The sequence below is a fragment of the Burkholderia sola genome (assembly GCF_905400185.1).
Lineage (GTDB): Bacteria > Pseudomonadota > Gammaproteobacteria > Burkholderiales > Burkholderiaceae > Burkholderia > Burkholderia sola.
In genome coordinates this window covers 963,397-985,314 of the sequence record NZ_FR989677.1, presented here as the reverse complement: position 1 = coordinate 985,314, position 21,918 = coordinate 963,397, and the positions used below count along the sequence as shown (strand labels likewise).

Genomic DNA, 21,918 nt, shown 5'->3' with positions numbered 1-21,918 from the left:
GCGGCGTCGTGCGTCGCTTGTTTGGCACGGCCAAACGGCGCTCCTTACTCCTTGCACTGCGGGCGGAAAGGCACGTTCGCAAGCCCGTTATTAGCGTGAACAGGCCCTTGTGCGGGTCGTAACGTCGCGTAGCATGCGGTTCGCATTCTAGCGCCGGCCGGTGCGGCGGCCGCGCGCGCGTGCCGCGTCTTCAGGACAATTCAGGCGACGCTCAGGATTTTCGCCACGACGCCCGATAAGCTGCGCGACATTGCGTGTTGCACGGGTCGGTCCGTTCGTGACCGGGCGCGCGCACGGTTCGTCGCGGAGATCGCATGAAGACCCTGTTCCGGCACGCGTGCGTTGCGCATGCAGCCCGTTTGCTGATCGTGGCCGGGTGCGCGGGCCTGTCGGCGCCTGGGGCGTTCGCGCAGGCCGGCGTGCAGCCCGACGCCCACGCCAATGCGCAAACCGAAACGCAATCCGCAGCGCTGGCCCCTGGCGCGGGCCAGCAGCCTCCCGGCTTCTACCGGCAGAAGATCGGCGATTTCACGGTGATCGCGCTGTCCGACGGCACTCATCCGTTTCCGGTCGACACGGTGTTTCGCGACATCTCGAAGCACGAGATCCGGCGCGACCTCGACCGCGCGTTCCTGGAGCCGCCCGTGCAGGGGTCGATCAACGCGTTCCTGGTCGATACCGGATCGAAGCGGATCCTCGTCGATGCGGGCGCCGGCACGCTGTACGGCGACTGCTGCGGCAAGCTGATCGACGACCTGCGCGCGGCCGGCTACGCGCCCGCGCAGATCGACGAAGTGCTGCTCACGCACCTGCACAAGGACCATGTCGGCGGGATCGCGTCGAATGGCGCGATGACGTTTCCGAATGCCGTCGTGCGCGTGAACGCCGTCGAGGCCGCGTACTGGCTCGATCCCGCCAACAAGGCGCAGGCGCCGGCGTTCCTCGCGTCGTTTTTCGACGCGGCCGCCGCGGCGGTCGCCCCTTACGTCGCGGCCGGCCGCTTCAAGACGTTTCGCGGCGAAGCGACGCTCGCGCCCGGCATTCGCGCGGTGCCGATGCCCGGCCATACGCCGGGGCATACGGCTTATCTGATCGAGAGCGGCAATGCGGGCCTGCTCGCATGGGGCGACATCGTGCATGTGGCGGCGATCCAGTTGCGCGATGTCGACGCGACGGTCCAGTACGACAGCGATGCCGGCGCCGCCCGCCGTACGCGGCGGGACACGCTGAAGCGCGTCGCCGATCGACGCTATCTCGTCGGCGCCGCGCATATCGCGTTTCCGGGGCTTGGCCACCTGCGCCGCGAGGGTGCGCAATACGACTGGGTGCCGGTCAACTACGACGCGACGCCGGTGCGGTGACGGCCCGGCGTCCTTCGTCATCGCACACGAAGTGCCGTCACACCGCTTCTCCGACGGGCCGGCTACAGCGGAGAGGCCACCTCCGTGGCGGCATGCGCATGCTGCGGCATTCTGGAGGACGACGCGCCACGATGCGAATCGCTCAGGCGCGTTGCGTGTCCCGGTCCGGCGTCGACGCAAGCCACGACCGTCCGGTTCTGGATCGCGAGTCCGAGATACCGCGACGACACATCCAGCAGACATCCAGCAAAATCAACCATCATTTCGTCGTTCCCCCTGCATTCGTATCAGCAAAATCGTCATCAAGCTGCGCACGGCGTGAGCGTCGCCTGCGTCGCTGCCATCCGGGCCATGTTCGGTACAGCGGCCATTGCGCCGATCTCCTCGCGCTGCTCGCCGAAGGCGTCGAGCAAATACTCGGTCAATTTGCGTACCCGCGCGGGGAGATTGCGTCTGGACCGGTAAACGAGACAGGCTTCCAGTGGCGCCACCTGCCACGCATCGAGCACACGCACGAGTTCGCCGCGATTGAGCGCCGCTCGTGCGAGCGGGTCGGGCAGGATGGCTAGCCCCTCGCCGTCGACGGCCGCCGCGAGAAGCGCATGAGGGCAATTCGTGCGCAGCGCCGCGCGCGCGGCAAGCGTCACACTGTCCCCGGATGCTGCATGGCTGACCGTCCACACCGAATGCTGTGCGCCCGTCGCGAGGCAAGCTTCGGCAGGCACATCGAGCGGGTGAGCGAGATCGTTGGTCCGTTCGAGCCACGCAGGACTCGCATAGAGCCCGAGCGGCACGGCCGCGAGCGATCGCGCGATGCACGACGACGGCGCCGAACGACCGACGACGATCGCGAGGTCGGCAAGATCGCCGAGCGTGTCGGCCAGGTGATCGACGCGCCGCACGTCGACCCGTACTTTCGGCCAGGCGCGCATGAAGCGGACCAGGACGGAAGTGAGGCGGGCGGTATCGAAGATTGCCGGCACCTCGATGCGGACGTTACCCGCGCAATCGCCGGCTTCGTCGCTGCCGGTACGCGCGAGGTCTTCATAGGAGGACAGGACGCCCGTGACGCGCTCGAGCACCGCATGGCCCGCCGTGGTCAACGCGACGCGGCGCGTGGTCCGGTTGAAGAGCTGCACGCCGAGCATCGTTTCGAGATCCTGCACCGCGCGGCTCACCGACGGTACGCCAAGATTGGTGGCGTCCGCTGCCCGCGTGAAACTGCCGTGGTCCGCCACTGCCTTGAATACCTCCAGTGCTTTCAGACGCTCCATATCGACCTCCGATCATTGATTGGCTTGCATGGAGCCATATTGGCGGGCAGACGCGCATCGGGCCAGTTACGACTTGTTAAGCGTTGCTAAGTCGGCGCCCGGATCCGTGCCAATCGTCGTCGGCTGCAACAAAGCGGTTTTTTTAAGATCTTTTAAGGGCGCGTACTGAGCTTTTGAGTAATGATTGGCTGTTTTTGCGTCAGTGTGCGCGCCCAGCGCACCGTATTGGTCGACACGGCCGACCCTCAACCCGCGCGACGACGCTCTCGATGACCGCTCCTTACAGCCTCGCGTTCGGCCCCTTTACGCTGCAATTCCCGCAACGAATCCTGCTCAAGGACGGGACGCCGCTGAAAATCGGCAGCCGCGCGCTCGACATTCTCGTCGTACTCGTCGAGCAGGCAGGCGTGCTGGTCTCGACGCGCAATCTGTGCGACAGCGTCTGGGTCGACAACGTCGTCGAGGAAGGCGCGCTGCGCGTGCATCTGTCGGCGTTGCGCAAGGTGCTCGGTGACGGACCGGACGGCGCGCGTTACATCGTCAACGAACCCGGACGCGGCTATCGTTTCGCGGCGCCCGTTACCCGTGCCGACGCAGTGGACCCTGCCGCACCACGGCCCCATACGCACGCCGCCCAGCCTTCCAACGGGTCCGAAAGCGGTTCACGCGGTCTACCGGTCACGCTCGCTCGCGTGATAGGCCGCGAGGACGTCATCGCAGGTCTGACCGACCACTTGCCCGAGCGACGCTTGCTCACCATCGCCGGCCCGGGAGGCATGGGCAAGACGACGGTAGCCGTGGCCATCGCGCATCGCTTCGCCCAGCGCACCGGCATGCGCGCCGTGTTCGTCAATTTCGCGCCGGTTTCCGCGGCCGCGAGCGCGGCCAGTACGATCGCCTCGGCGCTCGGCGTGGCCGTCTCCAGCGGCGATCCGGTACCCGATCTCATCCAGGCGCTCGGGGCGTCGCCGGTGCTGCTGGTGCTGGACAACTGCGAGCATCTGATCGATGCCGTTGCCGTGCTCGCCGAGCAACTGCTGCAAGGCGCGCCGGGCGTGCATCTGCTGGTCACGAGCCGCGAGCCGCTGCGCGCGGAAGGCGAATCCGTCCATCGCCTCGCCGCGTTGCCGTCGCCCGAAACGGTCGCAGGCGTGAGCCTCCACGATGCCGTGCAGTTCCCGGCGATCGCGCTGTTTCAAGACCGTGCGCGCGCCGCCAATGACCGGTTCGCGTTGAGCGACGCGAATCTGGCCGCCGTGATCGATATTTGCCGACGGCTCGACGGCATCCCGCTCGCGATCGAGTTTGCGGCGGCGCGCGTCGGCCTGATGGACGTGCATTCGATTGCAGCGCGGCTCGACGACCGTTTCGCGCTGCTCACGCAGGGCCGCCGCACGGCGCTTCCGCGCCAGCAGACGCTGCGCGCGACGCTCGACTGGAGCTATGAATTGCTCCGGCCGGAGGAGCGCCAGGTGCTGCGCCGCCTCTCGGTCATGCGGGCCGCGTTCGGCATGGATGCCGCGGCGGCTGTCGCGGCCGGTGGCGACGTCGATGAACTCGCCGCCTTCGACGCCGTCACCGGCCTGATCGCCAAGTCGCTGATCGCCTGCGCGATCGACGATCCGGACCATCCGTATCGACTGCTCGACACGACGCGCCATTACGCATATATGCGACTTGAAGAGGCGGACGAACTCGACGACGCGCGCCGCCGCCATGCGCTGTACTGCTGCGCGATCTTTGCCGACCCCGTGGCGGCGTGGGAAGGCAAGGCGCCGCGCCAGTGGCTTGCGATTCACAGCCAGCGAATCGACGACGTGCGAGCCGCGTTCGATTGGGCGGCCGCGCAGGATCGCGAGCCGCAGCTCGCGATCGACCTGCTGATCGCGACGGCGCCGCTGTGGTTTCATCTTTCGCTCCCTCACGAGTTCCTCCGGATGGCCGAGCGCGCGATCGCCGCGGCGGAAAACTCGGATCTGGCGGGCAAGGCGCAGCATATCGAGCTGCTCGCCGCGTACGGTCACGCGCTGTGGCACACGCGTGGGCCGACGGCGGCGATGGCGAACGCATTCGACGCCGCACAGGCCGCCGCGCAGCGCCTCGGCGACGACCGGCTCGCATTGCGCATGCGGTGGGGCGTGTGGGCGCATCGCACGCTCGCGGGCGCGTACACGGAAAGCCTCGAACATGCGCGTGCGTTTCGCGCTGCCGCCGCACGGACGGGTGATTTTTCGACGACGCAAACCGCCGACCGGATGTGTGCGCTGTCACATCACTTCCTCGGGGACCACGATATCGCGCGCGCGTTGATCGAAGCGGTGATGGCGCGCGACAAGGATCCGGTGCGCGCGACGCACGCGAATCACGCGCAGGTCGACGCGCATATCGCTGCGATTTCCATTCTGATGCGCATTCTGTGGCTGCAGGGCGAGACCGACGCGGCGATGGCGCTCGCGCGCGACTGCGCGACGGAGGCGCTCGCGATCGATCACGATCTGACCGTCTGTTATGGGCTCGCGATCGGCTCGATCGCCGTCGCGACATGGGAAGGCGAAGTGGCGCTTGCGCGCGAATGGACCGCGCGGCTTCGCGAGCGCACGCGCCGGCGCGGTCTCGCGTATTGGGACAAATGGGGCGAGGGCTTCGAGGCCATTCACGAAGGCAGACCTGTCACGCCGGCGGGCGCCACCCCGATGCAACTCGAAGTGTTCGCACGCGCCGGCGACGCAGCGAGCGCACACGCATTGATCGAAGCGGGACGGGCGGACACGCCGTCGTGGTTGCAGGGGCATTTGCAGGAGGCCGCGGCAACGCGCGGTGTGCGGACCTGAAGCGACGGCAAATCGGCTCGAAGCGCGCGTCGGTAGCCTGAATGCCTTGCTGGACATGGGCTTAACGGCTCTTAGCAACGCTTAACTGTGGCTCGTGCGGGAATCCGATGAAAATTTGATCTGTCGACGGCCAACGGCGCCGGATCGACAAGCAAGCTCACTCATCGGAAACTGCGCCATGAACGATTTCACGTCTGCCCGTCTGCCCGAAGACGCCGCACCGGGCCTGATCAGATCCGCGGACTCGTATCCGGTTCTCGATGCGGAAACGCAATCGTTCGTCGACCATGCCGCCGAGGCAGGGGTTCCGGCAGAGCGTTTGCGCGAATGGGCAAACGGCGATGCGACGGACGCGATACACGCCGAAGAAATCGCGCTGACAGCGGGTGCTGCGGATCCGGGCTTCACGATACGGATCGTGCGGCCGCCGCAGGCGGCGCCCACTCCGCTGCCCGCCGTGCTCTTCCTGCCGGACGGCGCGAGTTTCGCGGGTGGCCAAAGCGACAACCGGCTGGCGCGCAGGATCGCCACCGACGCCGAGGCGGCCGTCGTACTGGTCGATTACACGTCCGCGCCCGCTGCGTGCTTTCAGACCCAAAACGAGCAGGCATTCGCCGCGCTCGTTCATCTGCAGGAGCACGCACGGGCATTGAATCTCGACGGAGGTGCCCTCATCGTCGCGGGCGAAGGCACGGGCGGTCATCTCGTCGCCACCCTCGCGCTGCTCGTCAAGGCGCGCCGCGGCCCCCGTATCGCGCTTCAGATCATGCTGTGTCCGACGCTTTCCGCAAGCACGGCGGGCGCGTCGGCAGCGAGATATGCGGGCGGTCCGAGCTTGACCACACAGACCACGGGCATGCGTGCACGGACGCGCTTTCCGTCGGACAACCTCGGCGAAACAATCGCAATGCCGCTAAACGCGAGTTACACGGATCTCGAAGACCTGCCGCCCGCGCTGATCGTCACGGCCGAAAACGATGTCGCGCGTGACGACGGCGAAGCCTACGCCCGCAAGCTGATGCTCGCCGGGGTGCGTGTCAGCGCGGTTCGCTGCCTCGGCACGATTCACGATTTCACGGTGCTCGATGGCCTCGCCGACACGCCGCCCACCGAGGCGGCATTGCGATTGGCATGCGGCACGATCCGCGCGACGCTACGCGGACACTGAATATGGGACAGATCGATATGTCAGTCGAGTGCATTGACGAACGCCGCAGCTCAACCTTCCCCTCTCCTCAGGAAGTCGAGCAGCAGCGCGTGTCCATCATAACGATTAAGTTGCCCTCGGTTGGGGGACGTCCTCTAATTCAGGCGTGACCGACTCGCCTCGGTATTCGGTGGCGTCTGCAATAACTCGGGCGGTGCACTCGTGCAACGTGGTCCTGCATACACGCAAATGTCGGTCTATGTCGCCAAACCCGCGTTGAAGCAGCATTACATGGACCTGGATCCGTGCAATTGCTTCAATCCCGGCATGGGACATACATCCAGATTCGCGAACTACCGGGAAGGCGGATCGATGGGAGCAGCGCCAGGCCTATATGCTTCAGCGCGACCGCGCGCGCCGCCACGCGCCGGGCGGATGGCCGACGATCCGCGCGAACACGCGGTTGAGATGGCTCTGGTCGGCGAAGCCGCACGCGACCGCGATGTCGGCCAGCGTCATGTCGGACGTCTCGATCAGCTCGCGTGCGCGCGTCACGCGCTGTTCGAGCAGCCACTGGTGCGGCGTGCGGCCGGTCGTGCGCGAGAACGCGCGGATGAAATAGCCGCGCGACAGGTCGCATTCGTTCGCCACTTCCTCGATCGATACGCCGAGGTCCGCCTTTTCCATCAACAGCTCCTGGGCGCGCGCCACCTTCGCGGCAGACAGCACGCCCTTGCGCTCGAGCTCGCGCGTGCGCGCGCTGCCGTAGCGGCGCAGCAGATGCGTGCCCATCGCGAGCCCGATCTGCTCGATGAACAGCGCGTTCAGCGGGCCGCCCGCGTCGAGGCTGTCGGCCACCGCGTGCGCGAGATGGCCGAGCACCGGGTCGCGTACGTCGGGGCGGCACGTGAGGCCGCCGATCGATTGGCCGCCGTGCTCGGGGCCGACGTGTTCGAGATACGCATGCGGCAGCTCGACCAGCACGAAGTCGAAGTTGCCGTACAGATCCGCGTGGAAATGGCGCGAGAAATCGCGAATGTAGATCGAGTGATGCTGGAACCGGCGCTCGCTCGCGCCGGCGCGCCCATAGAGCGTGCGGCGGTGGCCGCCGCTCAGCGACACGCCGACCAGGAAGCCGCGGTCGCACGGCGGCATCTCGATGCGTTCGACGTGCGCCTCGCGCATGCATTTGCGGTGCAGCCTCAGGCCGCCGGATGCCGTCTCGACATCCTTTGCCAGCAGGCTCGACACGCAGCCGAGCGTGTCTTTCGGCCGCCGCGGAGGCGATGCCACCGGCGCGGCGATGACGGAGTCTGACATGGAATTCCCCAGCGAGGGACTCGGAACATGAAATGACGAGTCCAGTTTAGATGCGCACGCGAACGTTCAAAATGAATTTGCATAAACGTCCGCTCGCCATCCTGACAAATTGCTTTCAATGCGTGGGCGCGGCGAGTGCGCCACCCGGCTCAACGCCTGCGCGAGCGGCCCGGCAGAGTATAGCGCCCCACTTTTACACGCAAGTGATCGTGCCGGTCGCGCCCGCCCGAAATGCGCGGGCAGAGCGCATTTTCCTTCAAGATTTTCGATGGCCATCCGTCTACACTCGGTCCGGAATTCGACATTTTCCGTCCGGTGCAACGGCGCGCCGGACGCGGACTTCCTGCCGGGTGAACTGCCGCGTTCATCGGGCAGCCATCCCGAGGGAACCGGAGGCGGCCATGATCCAGATCGGAACTTTGTCTGTGGATTTCGAGCAACGCGACATTCGCCAGCACGGCGCGTCGCTGCGCATCGGCGCGCGCGCGCTCGACATTCTCGAAGTCCTGCACCGCGCGAGCGGTTCGGTCGTGTCGAAGGACGACATCATGGACGCGGTCTGGCCGGGCCTGATCGTCGAGGAAAACCGGCTTCAGGTGCATGTGGCGACGCTGCGCAAGGCGCTCGGCACGAGCCGCGATCTGATCAAGACGGTGCCCGGGCGCGGCTACCTGCTGGTGGCGAGCGCGTCGTCCGGCCCGGACCTCGTACCCGTGGTCGACGCGCCGGCCGTCGCGGCGGCGCCGGCCGTCGTCGCCTCGCCCGATACGCCCGATGTACCCGATGCGCCCGCGTCGTCGCTGCTCGCGCCGCTCGTCGGGCGCGACGCCGAACTCGCGCAGATCGTCGACATGCTCGAACGCACGCCGGTCGTCACGCTCGTCGGCGCGGGCGGCATCGGCAAGACGAGTCTGGCCGTGCGCGTCGCGCACGGCGTGCGCAGCCGCTCGCGCGAGCGCGTGCTGTTCGTCGAACTGGCGCGCGCGTCGACGCGCGACGACATGCTGATCGCGCTCGCCGCCGAGCTCGGCCTCGACACGCCCGGCGTGCCCGCCATCGACCGCATCGGCGACGCGTTCGCGACGTCGCGCTGCCTGCTCGTGCTCGACAACGCGGAGCACATCGTCGATCTGGTGGCGAGCCTCGTCGAAACGCTGACGTCGAGCGCCGGCTCGCTGCGCGTGCTCGTGACGAGCCGCGAGCCGCTGCACATCTCGGCCGAGGCGGTGCTGCGCATGAGCCCGCTCGCGGTGCCGGACGGCAACGCGTCCGCCGACGAAATCGTCCGCTGCTCGGCCGTCGAGCTGTTCCTCGAACGCGTGCGCGCGGCCGCGCCGGATTGCACGGTCGACGAAGCCGGCGTGCGGCTGATCGGCGACATCTGCCGGCGCCTCGACGGGCTGCCGCTCGCGATCGAACTGGCCGCCGCGCGCGTGGCGACGCTCGGGCTCGCGGTCGTCGCGTCGCGTCTCGACGACCGGCTGAACCTGCTGACGGGCGGGCTGCGCTCGGCGCTGCCGCGTCATCAGACGCTGCGCGCGACGTTCGACTGGAGCTACGTGCTGCTCGATCGGCCCGCGCGCGCGCTGTTTCGCCGGATGGGGTGCTTCATCGGGCCGTTTTCGTTCGATGCCGCGTACGCGGTCGCCACCGAGCCCGGCACGTCGGCCGCGGACATGATCGCGGTGCTCGGCGAACTGGTGGCGAAATCGCTGGTGACCGTCGAGTTTCATGGTGCGTATGCGCGCTACCGGCTGACTGAATCGACGCGCGCGTACGCGCTCGAAAAGCTGCACAACGAAGGCGAGTTCGAGCGCATCGTCGCGCGCCATGCGGCGTACGAGCGCGAGCGCGCGCCCGTGCGGCTCGTCGCGCCCGTGACGCCCGCCGACGTGCCGCCTGCCGATGCGCGCGCGCTGGCCGTGGACGAACCGATGGACGAAGCGGTAGACGAACCGGCGGACGCCGCCGAGGCCGCAGCCGTGCCCGAGCCCGACCGGCTGGCGCGCGCGCTGCTGGAGCCGTCGCGAATGCGCGCATGCACGGCGCGCGCGAGAGAGGTGCTCGACGAACTCGACACGGGCGCGGCAGACCCGGTCGACGCCGCGCGCGAGATGCGGCTGCGGGCGGCCTGCGCGTCGGCGCTGCTGCATACGGACGGCGACGCGCTGGCCGCCGCCGCGATGTGGGACCGCACGCTCGGTCTCGCCGCGCACATCGGCGACGATGCGTTCGACGCGCGCGCGCTGGTCGGGCTGTGGAACACGATGCTGACGCTGTCGGACATTCACGAATCGCTGCGCTACGCGACGCGCTTCGAGCGCGCGGCCGAGCGGCGCGGCGACCGGTCGCAGCGGTTGCTGGCGAACACGATGGTCGCGACGTCGCTGCATTACTTCGGCGAGCATGCGCAGGCGCGCGAGCGGCTGGAAGCCGCGACGGCCGAGCTCGCCGACGTGGGCGAATCGCCGTGCGCGCAGGCCGCGCTGGGCGTCGACATGGCGACGCTGGGCCGCACGATGCTGATCCGTCTGCTGTGGATGCAAGGCGAGCCGGAGCACGCGATGCGCGTCGCCGCGCAAGCGGTCGAGCATGCGCGCCGCGGCCCGTCGCCGCTCGCGTTGTGCATCGTGCTCGGCGCGGCCGCCGTGCCGATCGCGCTGCGCTACGGCGATCACGACATCACGTCCGACTATCTCGCGACGCTGCGCGCGACCGCCGACGCGCACGGTTTCGACATCTGGCGCAGTCACGCCGAATGCCTGACCGGTCAGTTCGACGTCCAGGCCGGCCATCCCGGCGCCGGGCTCGCGCGCCTCGAACCGGCGCTGCGGCGCGTCGAGGCGAGCGGATTCCGGCGCGTGCTCGCGCCGTTGACCGTCGCGTACGCGGAAGGCCTCGTGCGGACCGGCCGCGCGGATGAAGCATGCACCCGGCTCGATGCGACGCTCGCGCGCTGCCGCGCGCACGGCGAGCACCTGTTCGTCCCCGAACTGCTGCGCGTGAGAGGCGTCGCGATGCTCGAGCAGGCGCGCACCGTCGGCGCGGATCTCGCCGTCGCGTACGAGGCGGACGGACATCGTCATCTGCAGATGGCGATCCAGACCGCGAACGCGCAGGGCGCCGCGATGTGGGCGCTGCGCGGTTCGCTCGATCTCGCCGATCACCTGATCGAGCGCGGCCACACCGCGCAGGCGTCGGCGCTCGTCGCCGGAGTCGCGCGGCACTTCGATCCGCATTCGCGCGCCCACGACGTGCGCCGCTTGCTGCGCGTGCAGAACTTCGTCCGTCCGGATGCGCCGCCCGCGCCGTGCCTGACGCATGCACGACGCGATGCCGCCGACGCGGCGCAGCAGGCGGCATGACGATGCGCGAATCCGGTACGGCAGTGCGGCCGCGCGATCGCAGCATGCGTGCCGACGCGCGCGCCGCGGGAAGCCGCGCGTGTCGTGCGGCGTCGCGCGCGGGCGCGCACGGGAGACCCGACGGTGCTTAGAGCGACGGAACCCGCGCGTTCGGCGGACCTCGTCGTGTTCAACGGCAAGATCGCGACCCAGGACGAACAGCGCTCGTTCGTCCGCGCGCTCGCCGTGAAGGACGGGACCATCGTCGCGACCGGCGACGATCGCGACGTGCTGCGCCATGCGCACGACGACACGACCCGAATCGATCTGAACGGCCGTACCGTGATTCCGGGCCTGATCGACGCGCACCTGCAGGCGATCCGCGGCGGCATGAACTTCAACCTCGAGGTGCGCTGGGACGGCGTACCGTCGCTCGCCGACGCGCTCGAGCTGCTCGGCCGTCAGGTCCGCCGCACGCCCGCGCCGCACTGGGCGCGCGTGGCGGGCGGCTGGACCGCGCTGCAGTTCGTGGAAAAGCGCGGCCCGACGGCGGCCGAGCTCAACGCGATCGCACCCGACACGCCGGTGTTCATCCAGCATCTGGCCGACAGCGCGTGGCTGAATGCGGCCGCGCTGCGCGCGCTCGGCTACGGGCGCGACACGCCCGATCCGCCCGGCGGCGAGTTGCGGCGCGACCGCCATGGGCGGCCGACCGGGCTGCTGCTCGCGCGCCCGGACCCGGCGGTGCTCGGCGCGGCGCTCGCCCGCGCGCCGATGCTCGATGCGGACGACCGCGTCAACTCGACGCGGCAGTTCATGCGCGCGCTGAACCGCGTCGGCGTGACGAGTGCGATCGACGCCGGCGGCGACGGTCTCGCGTATCCGGACGACTATGCGGCGGTCGCGACGCTCGCGCGGCGCGGCGAATTGACGACGCGCATCGCGTATGCGCTGGGCGCGCGGCACGCGGGCCGCGAGCTCGACGACTTCGCGACATGGATCGCGCTGACGGCACCCGACCGCGGCGACGCATTCCTGCGCACGAGCGGCGCGGGCGAGCGGCTGCTGTGCTCGGCCGTCGATCTCGGGAATTTTCTCGAACCGCGCGTCGACCTGCCCGCGTCGGTCGACGCGGAGCTGGCGGCGATCGTCCGGCTGCTGGTGCGTCACCGCTGGCCGTTCCGGCTGCATGCGACCTACGACGAATCGATCGGCCGCTTCCTCGACGTATTCGAAGCGATCGATCGCGACACGCCGTTCGACGGGCTGCGCTGGAGCTTCGACCGCTGCGAGACGATTTCGGATGCCAATATCGCGCGCGTCGCGGCGCTCGGCGGCGGCATCACCGTGCAGCCGCGCATGGCGTTCCAGGGCGAAGCGTTCATCGCGCGCCATGGGGCGGCGGCGGCCACGCGCGCGCCGCCGATCCGCGCGATGCTCGCGGCCGGGCTGCCGGTCGGCGCCGGTTCGGGCGCGACGGGCGCGGCGAGCTACAACCCGTTCGTCGCACTGTACTGGATGGTGTCGGGGCGCAGCGTGGGCGGCACCGCGCTGTATCCGGCGCGCAACCGGCTCGGCCGGATGGAGGCGCTGCGCCGCTACACGGTCGGCAGCGCGTGGTTCTCCGCGGACGAGCATCGCAAGGGCGCGCTGGTGCCCGGCCGATACGCCGACTTCGCGGTGCTGAGCGACGACTACTTCACGGTCGACGCGCGGCGTATCCCGACGTTGTCGTCGGTGCTGACGGTCGTCGACGGCAAGGTCGTGCACGCGGAGCAGGAATTCTCGCCGCTGGCGCCGCCGCCGCCGCCCGTCAGCCCCGTATGGTCGCCGGTCGCCGCAGGCGGCGTCGCCGATGCGGCGGGCGCCGGCGGCCGCGACGCGCCGCACGCGTCGGCGGCGGGCGACGCATGCGCGGCGCCCGGCATCGATGCGTGCCGCGCGCGCGGTCACGGACGCCGCTTCGCGCGGTCGCGCTATCCGACCGCAAGCGCGGCCGCCGAACGCTGCGAAGCCTTCGGCCGCTGCTGCGTCGCGTTTTGAGCGGCGCGTGCCGGTGCGCGACGCACGCCGCCGCGCATTGAACGATTTTCCGCCCCGTGCGCGGGGCATGAAGGAGACAGGATGAATGCTGCGCACCCGCGCGCATCGGCCACCGGCGACGAAGTGGCCGGCGTTCGCATTCCGCGCACGCCCGTTGCGGTCGAGGCAGCCGACGCGGCCCGCGCGTCGTTGCCCGCCGCGCTCGTCGATCACGCGGCGCGCGTGTTCGTGTTCGCGTCGCTCGCCGCGCGGCGGGCGGGCGACGCGTGCGATGCCGATGCACTGTATGTCGCCGCGATGTACGCCAACATGGGGCTGAGTCCGGCGTACGGCCGTTCGACCGAACGCTACGAGCTCGACGGCGCGGATGCCGCGCACGCGTTGCTGCTGCGGCATCGCCGGTCGCGGCGCATGCGCGACGACGTGTGGCACGCGATCGCGCTGCATACGACGCCGGGCGTGGCCGTCCGCGCGTCGCCGCTCGCGCGCGCATTGGCGTGCGCGGTGTCGACGGACCTGATGGCGACCGACTTCGACGCGTACATGGCCCACGAGCGCGACGCGCTCCTTGCCGCGTATCCGCGCGCTGGCGATTTCCCCGAAGCGTTTCTCGACCTGGTCGCGCGCGGCGTCGCGCACCGGCCGCAGTCGACCTTCGGCACGTGGAGCGCCGACGTGCTCGAACGCGCGGATCCGGATTTTCATCGGCCGAATTTCTGCGGCCGCGTGCTGGGCGCGCGGTGGAACGACATGTGACGGCCCCGGTCGAGCGTGCGGCAGCCGCACGCTCGACCGGCTGCGGCGCGCGGCCGCGCGCGGGATGCCGCACGTGGCGCGCCGCATGTGCGGGTCACGCGTGCGACGGCGCCGCATCGTACCGCGCATAGTCGACGTAGCCGGCGCGGTCGCCGCCGTACCAGCCGGCGGCCTTCGGCTCCGCGAGCGGTGCGCGGGCCGCGATGCGCTCGACGAGATCCGGGTTCGCGATATACGCGCGCGCAAACGCGACGAGATCGGCGTCGCCCGCGTCGATCAGCGCGTTCGCCGCGTCCGGCGAAATGCCGCCGTTGACGATCAGCGTGCCGTGGAACGACCGGCGCGCGTGCTCGACGATGCGCGGCAGATCGGGCTCGCCGCTCCAGCCGTTGGTGTCGGCCGCGTGCAGGTACGCGACGCCCGCCGCGTCGAGCATCCGGCCGACGTACGCGAGCGTCGCGTCCGGATCGGCGTCGCGCACGTTGTTGTATTTCGCGTACGGCGAGATGCGCACGCCGACGCGGTTCAGCGGCATCACGCCGCCGACCGCGTCGACGATTTCCTCGAGAAAGCGCGCGCGGTTCGCGACCGATCCGCCGTAGCGATCGTCGCGGCGGTTCAGCGTCGACGACAGGAACTGGTGCGGCAGATAGCCGTTGGCCGCATGGATCTCGACGCCGTCGAAGCCCGCGGCCATCGCGTGCGCGGCGGCCTGCCGGAATTCGTCGACGGCCGCGACGACTTCATCGGTCGTCATCGCGCGCGATGGTGTCGCATGAATCTTCGTGTAGTAGCCGTTCTGCAACTGCGCCCACACCTGCAACTGTTCGAGGTCGTCGTTCACGCCGGACGGCGACAGCGGCGCGGCGCCGCCGAGCAGCGTCAGCGAACTGACGCGGCCGCCGTGCCACAGCTGCGCGAAGATGCGTCCGCCGTTCGCATGGACGGCGTCGGTGACGGTTTTCCACGCGGCGGCTTGCGCATCGTCGACGAGACCGGGCGTCAGCTCGAATGCGGCGGACGCCGGGCTGACGTTGGTGGCCTCGGTCACGATCAGGCCGGCCGACGCGCGCTGCGCGTAGTACTCGGCCATCAGTTCGGTGGGCAGGCCGCGGGACGGCGCGCGCGAGCGCGTCATCGGCCCCATCACGACGCGGTTCGGCAGCGCGAGGCCGCGCAGATCGTAGGCACTGAGCAGGGAAGACATGATGGACTCCTGTGGTTCGACGGGGAGCGGGGCGGCTTTGCGCCCCGCGAACGGATCGATTCGATGGGTGACGATGGATCAACCCGCGGCGTGACGTTGCGCGTGCGGCCGCCCGACGAGCAGGTAGTGGCCGAGCGCGACGATCGGGAACGCGCCGGCCACCGCGGCGACGAGCGGCCAGCCGCCGTGTTCGTACAGCGGGCTCGCGAGCGCGGAGCCGATGGCGCCGCCGACGAAGATGCTCGTCATGTACAGCGCATTGAGCCGGTTGCGGCTCGCCGCATGCAGCGCGTAGATCTCGCGCTGGCCGAGCACCATGTTCATCTGCACCGCGAAGTCGAGCACGATGCCGGTGACGACGAGCCCGTACAGGCCGGCGCCGTGCACGACCCCGACCGCATACGCGAGCGCGCCGGCAACCAGCGCGATCAGCGTCGCGCGCACCGTATGGCCGGCATCCGCGAGGCGTCCGGCCACCGGCGCCGACGTCGCGCCGATCGCGCCGACCAGCGCGAACAGGCCGATCGCCGATTGCGACAACCCGTAGTGACGCGTCAGCTCGACGGGCACGGCGGTCCAGAACAGGCTGAACGACGCGAACATCAGGCCCTGGTAGAACGCGCGGTGACGCAGCACCGGCATCGTGCGAACGAGGTGCAGCAGCGAGCCGATCAGTTCGAAATAGGTTGCGCGATGATCGGGCTGGCGCGACGGAATCGTCAGCGCGAGCACGGCCGTGACGAGCGTCATCAGCACGGCCGCGGCCGCGAACACGAAGCGCCAGCCGAACGCGTCGGCGACGACGCTCGACAGCGGCCGCGCGAGCAGGATGCCGAGCAGCAGCCCGCTCATGATCGTGCCGACGACGCGGCCGCGCGAATGGTCGGGCGCGAGGTGCGCGGCGAGCGGCACGAGGATCTGCACGGCCACCGAGCTGAACCCGATCAGCAGCGAAATCGCGAGGAAGAGCCCGGGCGTGCGCACGAACGCGGCCGCCGCGAGGCTCGCGATCGACACGATGGCCGTCACGATCATCAGCTTGCGGTTTTCGAGCAGGTCGCCGAGCGGCACGATGAAGAACAGCCCGAGCGCGTAGCCGATCTGCGTCAGCGACACGATCAGGCTCGCCGTGTTGCCGGACATGTGCAGGCTCGGCGCGATGAGCTCGGTGATCGGCTGTGCGTAATACAGGTTCGCGACGATCGCGCCGCAGCTGAACGCGAACAGCAGGATCAGCCCCTGCGTGAGTTTGACGCCGTGCGCGGGCGGCGCGAGCGGTGTTGAATCCGTTGACATGATCGACTCCTGGAAAAGGGAAAGGCCGGACACCGAAGCGTCGCGCCGGCATCGGGTTCGCTCGGCCGCGCTACGGTGCACCGCATTGCCGTCCATACTATTGATCAATCGATAAAACCGGAAGCGAGACGCCGCGCAATCGAGCGTTGCGCGGCACGCAAAAGTGCCGCGCCCGGTGGGGTCAGCCGCGTTTGCCCTGCAGTGTCGGAATCTGCTCGAACAGGCCCGCGAGCCAGTCGACGAACACCTTCAGCTTGACCGGGATGTGGCGATTGGGCGGGTACAGCACCGAAATCGGCCTGGCCGGCGCGTTGAAATCGGTCAGCACCTCGCGAAGCCGGCCCGATTTCAGGTAAGGCTCGACGAGGTACAGCGATGTCTTGATCAGGCCGATGCCGGCGACGCCGCACTCGATGTAGTTGTCCGCGTCGTTGACGGCCACCGTGCCGCACATCTGCACGATGCGCGGCTCGCCGTCGACGACGTAATCCCACGGGCGCGGTCGCCCGGTGTCGGCCGAGATGTGACTGACCGCCACGTGCTGCGCGAGATCGTCGACGGTCTCCGGCTCGCCGCACCGCGCGAAATACGCGGGCGAGCCGCACGTGCAGGTGGTCAGGCTGCCGATCCGCCGCGCGATCATCCCCGAATCGTCGAGCGCGCCGATGCGCACCACGCAGTCGACCCCTTCGCCGACGAGGTCGATCTGCCGGTCGGTCACGCCGAGTTCGATCATGATGTCCGGATGGGCGTCGAGAAACGCCGGCAGCGCGGGCACGACGACCTGCTTCGCCATCGCGGGCGGCAGGTTCACCTTCAGCCGGCCGCGCGGCACGTTGCGGGCCTGCGACACCGACGCCTCCATGTCGTCGATCTCGCGCAGCACCGCGACGGCGCGTTCGTAATACGCCTGGCCGTCCTCGGTCAGCGAGATGCGGCGCGTGGTGCGGTTCAGCAATCGGCATCCGAGATGCTGCTCGAGTGCGCTCAGCAGCGCGGACACGCGCGGCGTGGTGAGGCCGGTCGTGTCGGATGCGCGCGTGAAGCTGCCGGTTTCGACGATGCGCGTGAACACGCGCATCGAAAGCAAGGTATCCATCGTCGGAAGTTCTCCCGCCTGTCGGCATGCGGCGCCGGTGCGTGCCGGCGCCGTCTTGTCGTGTATCGGATAGGGCGTGTCGCGCAGCGAATGCGACCGACCGCTACGCGTCGATGCGCTTTCTCAGCGCGTCGCCGGCAAACGGCATTTCGCGCAGGCGCTGGCCGGTCGCGTCGAAGATCGCGTTGGCCAGCGCGCCGGCGGTCGGCCCCATCGACGCCTCGGCCGCGCCGAGAAACGGCGCGCCGGGGCGATTGACCAGATGGACCTTCACGTTCTGCGGCGCGGCCGAGAAGCGCAGGATCGGGTAGCTGCTCCAGTCGAAGCTGCGAATCCGTTCCGTGTCGTACTTCAGCGCCTCGTACAGCGTCCAGCTCGCGGCCTGCACGATGCCGCCCTCGATCTGGTTGCGGATGCCGTCCGGCGACACGATCTGGCCCGCGTCGACGGCGGCTTCCGCGTGTTCGAGCGTCACCTGGCCGGTTTCCGGCACGACCGACACCTCGACCGCGATCGCGACGTAGGCCATCAGGTTCTTGTACTTGCCGAACGCGAAGCCGACGCCGCGGTTGCGCGCGCGCGGCGGCCGCGGCCAGCCGAAGTGCTTCGCGGCGAGCTGGATCACCTGCCGCGCGCGATGGTCTTCCATGTGGCGCAGCCGGAATTCGACCGGATCGACGCCGGCCGCGTGCGCGAGCTCGTCCATGAAGCTTTCGATCGCCCAGACGTTCGTGTGCGCGCCGAGCGAACGCATCGCGGACGTCTGCAGCGGCATCGTCGGCGAGAAGTGGTTGACGATGTGCTGGTTCGGCAGCGCGTACAGCGGGATCGCGTTGCGGTCGCCGCCGCCCTCCGGTTGAAGCATCGGCGTCGACGGCGCGGGCACGAACGGCGGCTCGAGCATGCGCGCGGGCAGCAGCCGGCCCGCGTTGACGATCCGCTCGTTGTGCGAGCTGCTCCACAGCGCATAGTTCCAGTCGACGATGCGGCCGCTCGCGTCGAGCGATGCGCTGACCTCGGTCACCATCGCGGGCGTGAAGTGATCCCACGTGTGTTCCTGTTCGCGCATCCATTGCACGCGAATCGGCTTGCCCGGCATCGCGGCGGCGATCAGCGCCGCATGTGCGGCCACGTCGTCCGCCGCGTTGTGGCCGTAGCAGCCGGAGCCTTCGGTGTGAATGCAGCGAATGTTCGCCTTCGGCATCGACAGCATCTCCGCGAGCGCGTCGCGCAGCGGATAGACGCCCTGCGAGTGGGTCCACACCGTCATCATCCCGTTCTCGAGATGCGCGACCGAGCACGACGGCCCGATCGACCCGTGCAACAGGTAGTTCTTCAGGAACGTCGCGTTCAGCGTCTTCGCGGCCGGCGCGGTGGCCGCGTGCGTGTTCGCGATCTCGATGCGCTGCGTCGAGATCCGCTTCAGGTCCGCGTGCACGGTGCTGCGCTCGGGCAGCTTGCGGCCCGGCGACCACTGGCAGCCGGCGGCGAGCGCGCGCTGCGCGACCACCGCCTGCCACTCGCCCTGCGCGACCACCGCGAGCATGCTGCCGTTGCGCACGATCCGCACGACGCCCGGCAGCTTCAGGATCGCGGCTTCGTCGAACGACAGCAGCTTCGCGTCGTACACCGGCGGCATCACGACGCGCGCGTGCAGCATGCCGGGCAGCTGCATGTCCTGCACGTAGCTGACGCCGCCCGTGACCTTGTTCGGGATGTCGACGCGCGGCAGCGACGTGCCGATCACCGCGAACGTCGCCGGGCTCTTCAGCGGCGACGTGGGCGTCGCGTTGCGGTGCAGGTCGACCGTGCGGATCGCGTCGCCGTAGGTCATCGTGCGGCCGTCGGGCGCCGTGATCACCGCGTCGGCGGTCGTCAGCACGCGCGGATCGACGCCGAAGCGTTTCGCCGCGCCTTCGACCAGCAGCGCGCGCACCTGCGCGGTCGCGTTCAGCAGCGCGGAGCCGCTGTCGGCCATCGTATGGCTGCCGGCGGTCAAGCCTTCGTCCGGCGACGCGCCGGTGTCGGCGGTCAGGAACGTGATCAGCGACGGCTTCATGTCGAGTTCCTCGGCGGCCACCTGCAGCAGCGCGGTGCGCACGCCGGTGCCGAGCTCGACCTTGCCGGTGTACACGGTGACCTTGCCGTCGGGCGCGATCTTGACCCATGCATCGAGCAGCGGATTGGTCTTCAGGCTGCCGGCGAGCGCCTGCGTGGCCTTCGCCACGTGCACGGCCGCGCCTTCGTCGGCGATCACCAGCTGCGCGGCCGCGCGCGACGCGGGCGCGAGCGTGAACGCGACGAACAGCGCGCCGGAGACGATGAAGTGCCGGCGGCCTTCGTCGATGTCGTCGTGGGAATTCATCACAGCCCCTTGCTGATCGTGACGGGAGCGGAAGCCGGTTCGGGGGCTGGCAGCCCCGCGACCGAGCGCACCGCCGCGAGAATCCGCATGTGCGTGCCGCAGCGGCACAGGTTCGGTTCCATGTGCGTGCGCAGTTCCTGTTCGGTCGGCTTCGGATTGCGTTCGAGCAGCGCCTGCGCGCGCATGATCATCCCGGCGATGCAGTAGCCGCACTGCGCGGCCTGGTGCTCGATGAACGCGCGTTGCAGCGGGCCCGGATGCCCGGCGGTGCCGAGGCTCTCGATGGTGCGCACGCTGCGCGAACCGACCGCGGCCACCGGCATCAGGCACGAGAAGGTCGGCTTGCCGTCGACGATCACGGTGCAGGCGCCGCATTGGCCGAGGCCGCAGCCGAACTTCGCGCCGTGCAGGTGCAGGTCGTTGCGCAGCGCGTACAGCAGCGGCGTGGACGGATCGATGTCCAGCGTGTGCCGCACGCCGTTGACGGTGAGGGTAATCATCGTGCGGTGTCCTCTTTTCTGAGCTTCGCGGCCATCGCGTCGACGCCCGCCCACGCGGGACGATCGGTATAGGTCTCGCGCACGTACGCGGCGAGATCGGCGATCTGCGCGTCGTCGTACTGGTCGATGAACGACGGCATGTAGTTGAGCGTGTCCTCGCCGTGCCAGCCGATGCCGTTGAACATCATCTGGATCGCGTTGCGCGGCGTATCGGCGTTGACTGCCGTGCTGAACGCGAGTGTCGGCCGTTCGCCGATCGACTGCATCGGCGCGGCCGGCCCGTGGCACTGCGCGCACGATGCCTGGAACAGCGTCGCGCCGCGCTGCGCGGCCGGCGTCGTCGCGGTGTGTTCGCCCGCGGCCGTTGCCGCGGCCGCACGCGCGGTCGCCGGCTTCTGGATCGACAGGATGTACGCGGCGATCGCGTCGACGTCCTCCACCGGCACCGTCGCGAGGTCGCGCGTGACCGGCAGCATCGGCCCGGCCGCCGCGCCGTGCTCGCTCGCGCGGCCGGTGCGCAGGTAGGTCACGAGCTGCGCCTGTGTCCAGGGGCGCGCGGCCTGGCCGAGCGCATTGAGCGGCGGCGCTTCCCAGCCGTCGACGATGCCGCCGTCGAATGCACGGCCGCGCTGCTCGCCGCCGATCGCGTTCAGCGGCGAATGGCACGATGCGCAGTGACCGAGCCCGTCGACGAGCATCCTGCCGCGGTTCCATTGCGCGGACTGCGCGGGGTCGGGTTGATACGCGCCTTCGCGCAGGAACAGCACATTCCAGAACGCGACCAGCGGCCGGAAGTTCAGCGGAAAGATCAGGTCGTTGGCGGGCGCCGTCGCATGTACCGGCTCACGCGTCATCAGGTACGCGTATGCGGCGGCGATGTCGTCGTCCGACATCCGCGTGAAGTGAATGTACGGAAACGCCGGGTAAAGCGGCTGGCCGTTGCGGCCGATGCCGGTGCGCAACGCACGGGCGAAGGCGTCGCGCGACCAGCGCCCGATGCCCGTTTCGGCGTCCGGCGTGATGTTGGTCGCGTAGATCGTGCCGAACGGCGTCGCGAGCGGCAAGCCGCCCGCGAACGGCTTGCCGTTCTTCGCGGTGTGGCACACGATGCAGTCGCCGAGCGCGACGACCCGCGCGCCGGCGCGCACCAGTTGCGGATCGAACGAAGCAGGGGCGGGCGGATCGATCGGCGCGATCGACGGCCGCACCATGATGCCGATCGCGACCGCGATGCCCGCGATCGCGATGCCGGCCGCGCCGAACCAGAGTCGTTTGTGCTTCATGTGCGCTCCGCGCGAAGCGGTGCGCCGCACGTCGTGCGCGGCGCGCCCGGGGCGTCGTGCGTCGGCTGGCCGGGCCGCGAACGCGTGGCTGC

14 protein-coding genes and 2 pseudogenes are annotated in these 21,918 nt (G+C 69.4%); 8 read left to right on the top strand and 8 right to left on the bottom strand.

Going from position 1 to position 21,918, the window contains the following annotated elements:
• The first annotated feature begins 314 nt into the window (after nt 1-314).
• Nucleotides 315-1,361, top strand: coding sequence for an MBL fold metallo-hydrolase (locus KR541_RS34515; protein ID WP_089490283.1), 1,047 nt, complete (start codon nt 315-317; stop codon nt 1,359-1,361).
• A 302-nt stretch (nt 1,362-1,663) separates the two neighbouring features.
• Here the strand turns inward: KR541_RS34515 and KR541_RS34510 are convergent, their stop codons facing one another.
• Nucleotides 1,664-2,635: a LysR family transcriptional regulator gene (locus KR541_RS34510; RefSeq protein ID WP_050014118.1), complete on the bottom strand. Its 972-nt coding sequence runs from the start codon at nt 2,633-2,635 to the stop codon at nt 1,664-1,666.
• A gap of 269 nt (nt 2,636-2,904) precedes the next feature.
• On the opposite strand from KR541_RS34510, the gene KR541_RS34505 reads away from it, so the two are divergent.
• The 4 genes and pseudogenes from KR541_RS34505 to KR541_RS34495 form a co-directional block, all read left to right on the top strand.
• The gene (locus KR541_RS34505) at nt 2,905-5,466 is read left to right on the top strand and encodes an ATP-binding protein (RefSeq protein WP_050014119.1); all 2,562 of its coding nucleotides are present in this window, start codon (nt 2,905-2,907) and stop codon (nt 5,464-5,466) included.
• Nucleotides 5,467-5,644: 178 nt separating this feature from the next.
• Nucleotides 5,645-6,634: an alpha/beta hydrolase fold domain-containing protein gene (locus tag KR541_RS34500; protein ID WP_235356231.1), complete on the top strand. Its 990-nt coding sequence runs from the start codon at nt 5,645-5,647 to the stop codon at nt 6,632-6,634.
• 156 nt (nt 6,635-6,790) lie between these two features.
• Nucleotides 6,791-6,874 (top strand): annotated as a pseudogene (locus tag KR541_RS37090) (D-lactate dehydrogenase); the annotation flags it as partial.
• Nucleotides 6,863-6,958, top strand: a pseudogene (locus tag KR541_RS34495) (hypothetical protein); the annotation flags it as partial. The pseudogenes KR541_RS37090 and KR541_RS34495, both read left to right, overlap by 12 nt.
• 54 nt (nt 6,959-7,012) lie before the next feature.
• Here the strand turns inward: KR541_RS34495 and KR541_RS34490 are convergent.
• Nucleotides 7,013-7,933, bottom strand: coding sequence for a helix-turn-helix domain-containing protein (locus KR541_RS34490; RefSeq protein WP_050014121.1), 921 nt, complete (start codon nt 7,931-7,933; stop codon nt 7,013-7,015).
• 401 nt (nt 7,934-8,334) lie between these two features.
• Between KR541_RS34490 and KR541_RS34485 the strand changes: the two genes are divergently transcribed.
• From KR541_RS34485 to KR541_RS34475, 3 genes are all read left to right on the top strand, one after another.
• Nucleotides 8,335-11,298, top strand: a complete 2,964-nt coding sequence (locus KR541_RS34485; protein WP_216090166.1) for an ATP-binding protein — start codon at nt 8,335-8,337, stop codon at nt 11,296-11,298.
• A gap of 123 nt (nt 11,299-11,421) precedes the next feature.
• Nucleotides 11,422-13,320: an amidohydrolase gene (locus KR541_RS34480; protein ID WP_050014175.1), complete on the top strand. Its 1,899-nt coding sequence runs from the start codon at nt 11,422-11,424 to the stop codon at nt 13,318-13,320.
• 81 nt (nt 13,321-13,401) lie between these two features.
• Nucleotides 13,402-14,076, top strand: a complete 675-nt coding sequence (locus KR541_RS34475; protein WP_050014123.1) for a hypothetical protein — start codon at nt 13,402-13,404, stop codon at nt 14,074-14,076.
• Nucleotides 14,077-14,170: 94 nt separating this feature from the next.
• On the opposite strand, the gene KR541_RS34470 is transcribed toward KR541_RS34475, so the two are convergent.
• From KR541_RS34470 to KR541_RS34445, 6 genes are all read right to left on the bottom strand, one after another.
• Nucleotides 14,171-15,283: an alkene reductase gene (locus KR541_RS34470; RefSeq protein WP_124639746.1), complete on the bottom strand. Its 1,113-nt coding sequence runs from the start codon at nt 15,281-15,283 to the stop codon at nt 14,171-14,173.
• Nucleotides 15,284-15,361: 78 nt separating this feature from the next.
• Nucleotides 15,362-16,579, bottom strand: coding sequence for an MFS transporter (locus tag KR541_RS34465; RefSeq protein ID WP_204384617.1), 1,218 nt, complete (start codon nt 16,577-16,579; stop codon nt 15,362-15,364).
• A gap of 181 nt (nt 16,580-16,760) precedes the next feature.
• Nucleotides 16,761-17,678, bottom strand: a complete 918-nt coding sequence (locus tag KR541_RS34460) for a LysR family transcriptional regulator (RefSeq protein WP_050014126.1) — start codon at nt 17,676-17,678, stop codon at nt 16,761-16,763.
• Between the two features lie 103 nt (nt 17,679-17,781).
• A complete protein-coding gene (locus KR541_RS34455; RefSeq protein WP_124557085.1) occupies nt 17,782-20,043 on the bottom strand; it encodes a xanthine dehydrogenase family protein molybdopterin-binding subunit in 2,262 nt (753 codons plus the stop codon).
• Nucleotides 20,043-20,543: a (2Fe-2S)-binding protein gene (locus KR541_RS34450; RefSeq protein WP_216090165.1), complete on the bottom strand. Its 501-nt coding sequence runs from the start codon at nt 20,541-20,543 to the stop codon at nt 20,043-20,045. Before KR541_RS34450 ends, KR541_RS34455 begins: the two co-directional genes overlap by 1 nt.
• On the bottom strand, nt 20,540-21,826 hold the full coding sequence (locus KR541_RS34445; RefSeq protein ID WP_209928322.1) for a c-type cytochrome: 1,287 nt from the start codon (nt 21,824-21,826) through the stop codon (nt 20,540-20,542). The genes KR541_RS34450 and KR541_RS34445 overlap by 4 nt, the downstream gene beginning before the upstream one ends.
• Nucleotides 21,827-21,918: the final 92 nt, after the last annotated feature.

Coding starts and splice junctions, on each gene's coding strand:
- KR541_RS34485 (WP_216090166.1), top strand. CDS start 8,335: ATGATCCAGATCGGAACTTTGTCTGTGGATTTCGAGCAACGCGACATT.
- KR541_RS34445 (WP_209928322.1), bottom strand. CDS start 21,826: ATGAAGCACAAACGACTCTGGTTCGGCGCGGCCGGCATCGCGATCGCG.
- KR541_RS34475 (WP_050014123.1), top strand. CDS start 13,402: ATGAATGCTGCGCACCCGCGCGCATCGGCCACCGGCGACGAAGTGGCC.
- KR541_RS34515 (WP_089490283.1), top strand. CDS start 315: ATGAAGACCCTGTTCCGGCACGCGTGCGTTGCGCATGCAGCCCGTTTG.
- KR541_RS34455 (WP_124557085.1), bottom strand. CDS start 20,043: ATGAATTCCCACGACGACATCGACGAAGGCCGCCGGCACTTCATCGTC.
- KR541_RS34450 (WP_216090165.1), bottom strand. CDS start 20,543: ATGATTACCCTCACCGTCAACGGCGTGCGGCACACGCTGGACATCGAT.
- KR541_RS34470 (WP_124639746.1), bottom strand. CDS start 15,283: ATGTCTTCCCTGCTCAGTGCCTACGATCTGCGCGGCCTCGCGCTGCCG.
- KR541_RS34500 (WP_235356231.1), top strand. CDS start 5,645: ATGAACGATTTCACGTCTGCCCGTCTGCCCGAAGACGCCGCACCGGGC.
- KR541_RS34505 (WP_050014119.1), top strand. CDS start 2,905: ATGACCGCTCCTTACAGCCTCGCGTTCGGCCCCTTTACGCTGCAATTC.
- KR541_RS34465 (WP_204384617.1), bottom strand. CDS start 16,579: ATGTCAACGGATTCAACACCGCTCGCGCCGCCCGCGCACGGCGTCAAA.
- KR541_RS34460 (WP_050014126.1), bottom strand. CDS start 17,678: ATGGATACCTTGCTTTCGATGCGCGTGTTCACGCGCATCGTCGAAACC.
- KR541_RS34510 (WP_050014118.1), bottom strand. CDS start 2,635: ATGGAGCGTCTGAAAGCACTGGAGGTATTCAAGGCAGTGGCGGACCAC.
- KR541_RS34490 (WP_050014121.1), bottom strand. CDS start 7,933: ATGTCAGACTCCGTCATCGCCGCGCCGGTGGCATCGCCTCCGCGGCGG.